Genomic DNA, 8,955 nt, shown 5'->3' with positions numbered 1-8,955 from the left:
TGCGATTCCCGAAGCGCAGCAGGGCCTGAACGTGGCGCGTATCGGTGCGCTGCTGGCGGGCCTGCCGAACACGGTGGGCGGCGTGACCGTCAACCGCTTCTGCGCCTCGGGCCTGACGGCCGTGGCCATGGCGGCTGACCGCATCCGCGTGGGTGAATCCGATGTGATGATCGCCGCCGGTGTCGAATCGATGAGCATGGTGCCGATGATGGGCAACTCGCCGTCGATGTCGCCGGAGATCTTCACGCGTGACGAGAACGTCGGCATTGCCTATGGCATGGGCCTGACGGCGGAGAAGGTCGCCCAGCAATGGAAGATCTCGCGCGAGGCGCAAGACGCCTTCTCGCTGCTGTCGCACCAGAAGGCGCTGGCGGCGCAGCAGGCCGGTGAGTTCAAGGACGAGATCACCCCGATCGAGATCATCGAGAAGTTCCCGAACCTGGGCACGGGCGCTGTGGACATCAAGACGCGCACCATGTCGCTGGACGAAGGCCCGCGTGCCGATACTTCGGTTGAGGGCCTGGGCAAGCTGCGTGCCGTGTTCGCGAACAAGGGCAGCGTGACGGCGGGCAACAGCTCGCAGACGTCGGATGGCTCGGGCGCGCTGATCCTGGTGTCGGAGAAGATCCTCAAGCAATTCAACCTGACGCCGCTGGCGCGCTTCGTGTCGTTTGCGGTGCGCGGTGTGCCGCCGGAGATCATGGGGATCGGCCCGAAGGAGGCCATTCCTGCCGCACTGAAGGCTGGCGGCCTGACGCAAGATCAGATCGACTGGATCGAGTTGAATGAAGCGTTTGCCGCGCAGTCGTTGGCTGTGATTCAGGACCTGGGCCTGGACACCAGCAAGATCAACCCGCTGGGCGGCGCGATTGCGCTGGGTCACCCGCTGGGCGCGACCGGTGCCATCCGCGCCGCGACCGTTGTGCACGGCCTGCGCCGTCGCAACCTGAAGTACGGCATGGTGACGATGTGCGTCGGCACCGGCATGGGTGCTGCGGGCATTTTCGAACGCATGTGACCCCACGTGAGGGGGAAGGCTCAGGCCGCTCTTTAGGGCCTTCCCCTGCTTGATATCGCCCGTCTCACCACGCATAGTTGCGCAGGCGCGCACAGCAATACAGAACAAGCGCGCCGAAGAATGCGGCCCACGCCAGTGGGCACGCGACAGAAGCGGAGCCACGATTCCGCGACAGAGGAGACACACCACCGGGTCACCGGCGGTGCACCAAGAGGAGGGCGCGCGATGGGCAACATCAGCGACACAATCGTGTTGACCGACGCGGCATGCGACATGCCGCGCTCGATGATCGATCAACTGGGTCTGGGCGTGGTGCCGTTCCGCATCCGTGCGGGCGATATCTTCGTGGAAGACCGACGCGACGAGGTGGCACTGCCGCAGCTCTACCGCAAGTACCTCGTTGATAAGCAAGACCACTATGCCGAGTCGATCCCGCTGCTTGAGCGCGAGATTGAAGACTACCTGCTCAAGCACGTGGTCACCCAACACGATCGCGCTTTGCTGCTGACGATTGCCAGCTCACGCAGCCATTTCTATAGCCACGCCACTGGCGCAGTGGTAGGCACCACGGCCAAGAGCTTCAAGCCGCGCAAGGATGCCGGCCGCTCGGGTCTGTTCGAGCTGACGGTGGTGGACACCGGCGCCATTGGCCCTGGCCAGGCGCTGATGGTGCACGAGGCCGCACGCATGCTGCGCGAAGGCGCCGAAGTGCGCGATGTGGTGCATGTGATCGAGAACCGCCTGCGCGATGCCTCGCACGTCTATCTCGTGCCGGACGAGTTGCTGTACATGTACACACGTGCCAAGCAAAAGGGCGAGAAGAGCATCACCTGGGGGCGCTACATGATGGGCACGGCGTTCAATGTGCGCCCGCTCATCCATATGCATCGCGGCGAGACCGAAGCCATTGCCAAGGTGCGCGGCTCTGATGAAGGGATTCGCCGCCTGCTCGCGCACACCGAAACCATGATCGCCGAGGAGCGTCTGGCCACGCCCGTGGTGGCGATCACGTATTCCGGTTCGCTCGACAACGTGCGCCGCATGGAGCCGGTGCAAGCGTTGATGCGAACCGCACAGGATCACGGCGTGGAAGTGCTGCTCGCGCCGATGAGCCTGACCGTGGCGTTGAACGTTGGGGCCAACGCGTTCTCCGTCGGTTATTTATCGGATTCCCCTGTGCCAATCTAGCGGCACGGGTTTTACCTTGGAGTTTTCATGTCGATTCGTACCGAAACCGCAGACGGCGTCCTGACGCTCACTTTCGACCGTCTGGACCGCAAGAACGCCATCACCGCTGCGATGTACCAGACGCTGGCGGATGCACTGGTGGCCGCCGAGACCGATCCCGCCATCCGCGTGATCGTGCTGGCGGGCCACGAAAGCGTCTTCACGGCTGGCAACGATCTTGAAGACTTCATGAAGCATCCGCCCAAGGATGAAAGCGCCCCGGTGCACCAGTTCCTGAAGGCAATCAGCACGGCGACCAAGCCGTTGATTGCTTCGGTGAGCGGTGCGGCGGTTGGTGTGGGCACGACGATGCTGCTGCATTGTGACCTCGTCTATGCCTCGGAGACGGCCAAGCTGTCGATGCCGTTCGCGCAACTGGGGCTGTGCCCGGAGGCAGCGTCGAGCCTACTGCTGCCGCAACTGGCCGGCTATCACCGCGCGGCCGACAAGCTGCTGTTTGGTGAGCCATTCGATGCACAGGAAGCGCGCGAACTGGGCTTGGTGAATCGCGTGTTGCCGGCGGGTGAACTCGATGCCTTCGTGCGTACGCAGGCGCGCAAGCTGACGTTGCTGCCACCGGCTTCGCTGCGCGCCACCAAGCGGCTGATGAAAGAAGGTGCCATGCCGCAGATTGCCGCGCGCATGTCGCTGGAAGGCAAGCAGTTCGGCGAGATGCTGCGTGCGCCGGAAGCGCGTGAGGCGTTCACGGCATTTTTCGAGAAGCGCCGTCCGGACTTCTCCAAGTTCAACTGAGCACGCTGCTTCAACGCAAAAGAAAACCCGGCCTAGGCCGGGTTCTTTTATTCAAGGCTGCGATTTACTGCTGCGGCAGCACGCGCGGTTTGCGGGTCTCGTCGGTGGCGACGTAGGTGAGGGTGGCTTCCGTGACCTTGACGGTGGCGTGGCGGCCGTTGGTGCCCATGCGCTGCGCATAGACCTCGACATCCACGGTGATGGAAGTGCGGCCAGTCTTGACCACCTCGGCATAGAAGCTCACCAGGTCGCCTACGTACACGGGCTGCTTGAAGACGAACGAGTTGACCGCAATCGTCGCCACGCGCCCGTTGGCACGCACCACCGCCGGAATCGACCCGGCAATGTCGACCTGCGACATGATCCAGCCGCCGAACACGTCGCCGTGCACGTTGGCGTCGGACGGCATCGGCATGACACGCACAGCGGGTTGCTTGCCGGCGGGCAGCTTGACGGTTTCAGTGGAGGCTTGGGTATCGGACATGATGATGCAGGGCAGCATTGAAGCGGAGAGAAGTACCCACCAGCGGGTGCGGGGCGTACGCAGGTGATCGGTGGGAGAATACACAATCCGCCATTTTATTGCACCGCACATGCGCCGCTTCCCCGCCTCTTCCGAACCGCCTCCGCCCGGGGGTAACCGCGGTGACTGGCGCACCATCAAGAGCCTGCTGCCGTACCTGTTGGCCTACAAGTGGCGTGTCGGGTTTGCGCTGACGTTTCTGATCGCGGCCAAGGTCGCCAACCTTGGCGTGCCGATGGTCATGAAGCGGCTGATCGATGCGATGAACGTATCGCTTTCGGACCCGCGCGCGCTGCTGGTCGTGCCGGTAGGCATCATCATCGGGTATGGGCTGCTGCGGCTGTCGACGTCGCTGTTCTCTGAGCTGCGTGAAATTCTCTTTGCGAAGGTGACGGAGAGCTCGGTGCGCACGCTCGCGCTCCAGGTGTTCCGGCATCTGCATGCGCTGTCGCTGCGCTTTCACCTGGAGCGCCAGACCGGCGGCATGAGCCGCGACATCGAGCGTGGTACGCGCGGTATCCAGTCGCTGATCTCGTATTCGCTCTACAGCATCTTGCCGACGCTGGTGGAAGTGGGCCTTGTCATCACGTACTTCTTTGTGAAGTACGACGTGTGGTTCGCGCTCATCACGTTCTGCGCGCTGGTCAGCTACATCGTCTTTACGGTGACGGTAACGAACTGGCGCACGCACTTCCGCCGCAAGATGAACGAGCTGGACTCGCGCGCCAATCAGAAGGCGATCGATTCGCTGCTGAACTTCGAGACGGTCAAGTACTTCGGCAACGAAGAGTACGAAGCGCGCCGCTACGACGAAAACTTGCAGAAGTACCGCGCTGCCGCCATTCGCTCGCAGAGCTCGCTGTCGCTGCTGAACTTTGGTCAGCAGGTCATCGTGGCCACTGCGCTGATCCTGATCCTGTATCGCGCCACGCAGGGTGTAGCGGCTGGGCACATGACGCTGGGCGACCTCGTGCTGGTCAACACGCTGATGCTGCAGATCTACATTCCGCTCAATTTCCTGGGTGTGATCTACCGTGAGCTGAAGCAGGCGGTGACCGACATGGACCGCATGTTCCACCTGCTGCAAACCAATCGCGAGGTGGCCGACAAGCCGGATGCCCAACCGCTGGCTGTCCACGCTGGTGAGGTGCGGTTCGCGCATGTGGACTTCAGCTACGAGGCCAAGCGCCAGATCCTGTTTGATGTCGACTTCACCATTCCTGCAGGCACGACCACGGCGGTCGTCGGACAAAGTGGCTCGGGCAAGTCGACACTCGCGCGCTTGCTGTTCCGCTTCTACGACGTCAAATCCGGCGCCATTGAAATCGACGGCCAGGACTTGCGCGACGTTACGCAAGCGAGCGTGCGTGCAGCCATCGGCATCGTTCCGCAAGACACGGTGCTCTTCAACGACAGCATCTACTACAACATCGCCTACGGCCGCCCCGAGGCGACACGCGAAGAGGTGATCGAAGCCGCCCGCGCCGCGCAGATCCACCACTTTGTCGAATCGCTGCCTGATGGCTACGACACACAGGTCGGTGAGCGTGGGCTGAAGCTCTCCGGTGGCGAGAAGCAGCGCGTGGCGATCGCGCGGACGCTGCTCAAGCGTCCGCCGATTCTGGTGTTCGACGAGGCCACTTCGGCGCTCGACTCGCGCACCGAGCACGCCATCCAGGAAGAGCTGATGCGCCTGGCGCAGAATCACACCACGCTGGTCATCGCGCACCGCCTGTCCACCATCGTGGGCGCGCACCAGATCCTGGTGATGGAGCACGGCCGCATCATCGAGCGTGGCACGCATGAACAACTGCTGCGCGCCGAAGGGCGTTACGCGCAGATGTGGCGCATGCAGGCGCGCGAGCCCGAGCGCGAACAGGAAGCGGCCATCTGACGGCTACATGGCCTGCGCTACCGCGTGGAAGTTGGCGGCGACACGCTGGCGCAGGTAGTCCTCCGCGCTGATCGGCACGTACTTGCCGGACGGGCTTTCGATCATTACGTCACGGTTGGCCTGACAGAAGAAAGCAAGGCTGTAGCGCGAACCCTGGTACTCGTGCGGCAATGGGTTGCGCACCCGATGGAAGTTCGACGGCAGTCGGTCGTCGCTCCACCGCATCAGCATGTCGCCGATATTGCAGGTGATGACATCGTCCGCCGGTTCGATGCTGGTCCATGCCTCGCCTTGCATTTCCTTGCCCGGACACAATTGCAGGCCACCCTGGCCGGTACGCTGGAACAGCAGCGTCAGGCAATCGAAATCTGTGTGTGCGCCGGCGCGCCAGAGGCCGCTCGGCATGGACGGATCGGTCGGAAAGTAGTGCAGCAGCCGCAATGTGCTCTGATAGGTCGGGCTCGATGGGTCGTGTGCGCGCGTAAAGAAATCCGCGTCAAATCCGAGCTTGTCGGCAAAGCACGACAGCACGCGCATGCCCAGTTGCCAACACTGCGCCTCGAACGCCAGCATGGCCGCGCGGAAACCGGGCAACTCGTCTTCGCTCGGCCATAGCGGGGTCATGTGCGGTAGCGTGATCTGGTAAGACTCTTTCTGATCCTGGGTGCCAGTGGACGGGCGCACCTGTGCGCGGCTTTCCCAACCACTATTCAGCGCACGCTGCAGCGGGTACTGCGCCTTGACGCCATCTGGCAGCGCGAAGAAGCGTTGTGCCATCTCGAATGCACCGTGTACCTGCGCCAGGTCGATCCCATGATTGACGAGCTGGAAGAAGCCGACATCGGTGGCGGCGACCCACAACGCGTTGGTGATCTGTGCGCGGCGCGCATCGAAATCGGAAAGGTCGATGCGGTGGATTTCACGCGAATCGGTTTCCGAACCCAATCCGCCCATGCGGGCTTCCTTGTCGAGCTCGGTGAGCGTGTAGGAGGAGGTGGCGAGCGTGGTCATGTGGACTCCATGCGAAAGAAGGTCGATGAATGTCGGACCAGGAGCCGCAAGACCAAGCGCAAAAGCGATGGCAGTGTCTTGAAGTTCCAAACGGTACACAGGCCAACCCTTGCGGCTCGGCCTGTTCCGACTTCAAGAGCAATTCCCGGCCAGCCGGCACGCTGCGCACGGCTGCTGAACGCTTCTACTCTTGCAGGGAATCACGCAAGGTTCAGGCCAACGCCCAAGGGCGCAAGCTGCAGGCCGTGGCTTGCTTTCGTATGCACCATAGAGGGTTCGCGCGCACCTTCGATGCGCACGCCATGCACAGCGCTGGCGTGTCGATACCGTGCGCATGCGTATCTGCATGACGCTGTGGCGGATGGTATGAAAGTTGCAAAACACGAGGCGAGAGTAGAAGCGTTCACTGCTGTGAGAGGTGCCCTCCGGCACTTCGCACGATCAACGCAGCAGCCGGAAATTGCTCTTGAAAGCCGCGCCTGCGCGTCCGGTTGTCCGGCGCATGGCCGTGCCTTCATGACGCAATGCCCGGCCTCCATCGAACCGCATGGGCTCTCATGATGGCGTAGCTGCAGGCGTGTTGAACGACAGCTCAAACCGCGCCCCGCCATGAAACCTCGCCTCCTTCGCCGCCTTTTCGGGCTGGCTGCCATCGCCACCTTCTTCTGCTCTGCCAGTGCGTTTGCACTGGATAAGGTCGTCTTTCTCACCTCCTGGTATGCCCAGGCCGAACATGGCGGCTTCTATCAGGCCGTTGCCACCGGCCTCTACAAAAAGTACGGGCTTGACGTGCAGATACGCATGGGCGGGCCGCAGGTCAACGGTATGCAGATCCTGACCAGCGGGCAGGCAGATTTCCTCATGGGTTATGACCTGCAGGTGCTCAAGAGCGTTGAGCAGGGCGTGCCCGTCACCACGGTGGGCGCTTCCATGCAAGCCGACCCGCAGGGCATGATGACCCACGAGGACGTCAAGAGCCTGGCCGATCTCAGGGGGCGAAGCGTCCTTGTCTCCACCTCCGGACGTACGACGTGGTGGCCGTGGCTAAAGGGCAAGTACAAGCTGGACGAAGCGCAGTCGCGCGTCTACACGTTCAATCTGCAACCCTTTCTTGCCGATCCGAAATCCGCGCAGCAAGCCTATGCGTCGTCTGAGTTGTTCAGCGCCGACAAGGCCGGGGCGAAGACGCATTTCTTCCTGTTTGCCGATGACGGCTACCCGCCGTACGGCACCACCATCGTGGCGATGGACAAAACCGTCAAAGACAAGCCCGACCTGGTCGCCCGCTTCGTGCGCGCATCGATGGAGGGCTGGAAGAGTTACCTGGCCGACCCTGCGCCGGCCAATGCGCTCATCAAGCACGACAATCCCAACATGCACGATGACCAGCTCGCCTATGGGCTGGAGAAGCTCAAGCAATTCCGCATGATTACGGGTGGCGATGCGGTCACGCTGGGCATTGGTGTCATGACCGACGCACGCTGGAAGCAAACGCGCGACTTCATGGTGAGTGCGGGCTTGCTGAAAGCCGACGTGGATTGGAAGCGGGCTTACACCACGCAATTCGTCAAAGACCTGAAGGTGATGCCTTGAACGCCATCACTGCCACGAACAAAGCGCAACCACGATTTGGCCAAGGGGGTCCCCATGTCGCTCGTCTCTCGTAGCAACCGGACGGGTGCGCCCGTACCGCTTGGCGGCGGCCAACCACCGCTTGATGGCATGCGCAGTAGCGATGCGCCGGCGCTGTTTGCCAACCAGGTCGAGAAGACCTATCCAAACGGTACCGTGGCTCTTGAGCGCGTGAAGCTTGCCATCCAGCCGGGCGAGTTCGTTTCGTTGCTCGGGCCATCCGGCTGCGGCAAGAGCACGCTGCTCAAGCTGTTTGCCGGGTTGGAGCAACCATCGGCCGGTCACGTGCGTTGGTGGGGCGGGCCCACACTTGCCGCTGGTGTCGGCACACCGGGCCGCACGCTGGCGATGGTGTTCCAGGAGGCCACGCTGATGCCGTGGGCCAAGGTGGTCGAGAACGCCCGTCTGCCTCTCGACCTCGCCCGCATGCCGCGCCCGGAAGCCGATGAGCGTGTGCGGCGCGCGCTGTCGCTGGTTGGGCTCGGTCAATTCGGGCAGGTGTATCCGCGCGAGCTGTCAGGCGGCATGCAGATGCGTGTATCGATTGCGCGAGCCCTGGCTACGCATCCGGACCTGCTGCTGATGGACGAGCCATTTGGCGCGCTTGATGAATTCACTCGCAACAAGCTCGATGCCGATTTGCGCGCGTTGTGGGCCGAGCGGGGGCTCACGGTGGTGTTCGTTACGCACAGCATCTACGAGGCGGTTTATCTGTCGAGCCGCGTGATCGTGATGGCGGCGCGCCCCGGCCGCGTGATCGCCGATGTGCCGATCGAAGGGCCGACCGTGCGCGATGAAGCGTTTCGCGTGTCGCCGATGTTCATGCAGTACTGCGCGCAGTTGTCGGCATTGCTCACGCAGGCCAACACAGGCGCACCTGTCATCGATTGACCCAGG

The 8,955-nt window shown here is 62.7% G+C and carries 8 protein-coding genes; 6 read left to right on the top strand and 2 right to left on the bottom strand.

All coding sequences use genetic code 11. The features are described from left to right. The 3 genes from JHD73_RS07505 to JHD73_RS07495 form a co-directional block, all read left to right on the top strand. Window positions 1-1,018: acetyl-CoA C-acyltransferase (locus JHD73_RS07505; protein ID WP_199029325.1), on the top strand; the 1,018-nt coding region annotated here is incomplete at its 5' end. A 225-nt stretch (window positions 1,019-1,243) separates the two neighbouring features. Further along, complete coding sequence (locus JHD73_RS07500; RefSeq protein ID WP_199029323.1) at window positions 1,244-2,206, top strand: DegV family protein; 963 nt, start codon at window positions 1,244-1,246, stop codon at window positions 2,204-2,206. Window positions 2,207-2,233: 27 nt separating this feature from the next. Beyond that, window positions 2,234-2,998 (top strand): enoyl-CoA hydratase, encoded by a 765-nt coding sequence (locus JHD73_RS07495; protein WP_199029321.1) that lies wholly within the window; start codon window positions 2,234-2,236, stop codon window positions 2,996-2,998. A 64-nt stretch (window positions 2,999-3,062) separates the two neighbouring features. On the opposite strand, the gene JHD73_RS07490 is transcribed toward JHD73_RS07495, so the two are convergent. Continuing rightward, window positions 3,063-3,500 (bottom strand): acyl-CoA thioesterase, encoded by a 438-nt coding sequence (locus JHD73_RS07490; RefSeq protein WP_199029319.1) that lies wholly within the window; start codon window positions 3,498-3,500, stop codon window positions 3,063-3,065. A 91-nt stretch (window positions 3,501-3,591) separates the two neighbouring features. Here JHD73_RS07490 and JHD73_RS07485 point away from each other — a divergent pair, with 91 nt between their 5' ends. Next, complete coding sequence (locus JHD73_RS07485) at window positions 3,592-5,415, top strand: ABC transporter ATP-binding protein/permease (RefSeq protein ID WP_199029317.1); 1,824 nt, start codon at window positions 3,592-3,594, stop codon at window positions 5,413-5,415. A 3-nt stretch (window positions 5,416-5,418) separates the two neighbouring features. Here JHD73_RS07485 and JHD73_RS07480 read toward each other — a convergent pair whose 3' ends face one another. Further along, entirely contained in the window at window positions 5,419-6,426 is a 1,008-nt protein-coding gene (locus JHD73_RS07480; RefSeq protein WP_199029315.1) for an isopenicillin N synthase family oxygenase, read from the bottom strand. A 609-nt stretch (window positions 6,427-7,035) separates the two neighbouring features. Between JHD73_RS07480 and JHD73_RS07475 the strand changes: the two genes are divergently transcribed. Further along, entirely contained in the window at window positions 7,036-8,019 is a 984-nt protein-coding gene (locus tag JHD73_RS07475; protein WP_199029313.1) for an ABC transporter substrate-binding protein, read from the top strand. Between the two features lie 129 nt (window positions 8,020-8,148). Beyond that, window positions 8,149-8,949: an ABC transporter ATP-binding protein gene (locus JHD73_RS07470; RefSeq protein ID WP_199029335.1), complete on the top strand. Its 801-nt coding sequence runs from the start codon at window positions 8,149-8,151 to the stop codon at window positions 8,947-8,949. Window positions 8,950-8,955 lie beyond the last annotated feature (6 nt).

Origin of the sequence: Ralstonia sp. ASV6 (genome assembly GCF_016429285.1) — a bacterium.
Lineage (GTDB): Bacteria > Pseudomonadota > Gammaproteobacteria > Burkholderiales > Burkholderiaceae > Ralstonia > Ralstonia flaminis.
This window is presented reverse-complemented; position numbering and strand designations above follow the sequence as displayed.

Coding starts and splice junctions, on each gene's coding strand:
- JHD73_RS07500 (WP_199029323.1), top strand. CDS start 1,244: ATGGGCAACATCAGCGACACAATCGTGTTGACCGACGCGGCATGCGAC.
- JHD73_RS07495 (WP_199029321.1), top strand. CDS start 2,234: ATGTCGATTCGTACCGAAACCGCAGACGGCGTCCTGACGCTCACTTTC.
- JHD73_RS07480 (WP_199029315.1), bottom strand. CDS start 6,426: ATGACCACGCTCGCCACCTCCTCCTACACGCTCACCGAGCTCGACAAG.
- JHD73_RS07490 (WP_199029319.1), bottom strand. CDS start 3,500: ATGCTGCCCTGCATCATCATGTCCGATACCCAAGCCTCCACTGAAACC.
- JHD73_RS07475 (WP_199029313.1), top strand. CDS start 7,036: ATGAAACCTCGCCTCCTTCGCCGCCTTTTCGGGCTGGCTGCCATCGCC.
- JHD73_RS07470 (WP_199029335.1), top strand. CDS start 8,149: ATGCGCAGTAGCGATGCGCCGGCGCTGTTTGCCAACCAGGTCGAGAAG.
- JHD73_RS07485 (WP_199029317.1), top strand. CDS start 3,592: ATGCGCCGCTTCCCCGCCTCTTCCGAACCGCCTCCGCCCGGGGGTAAC.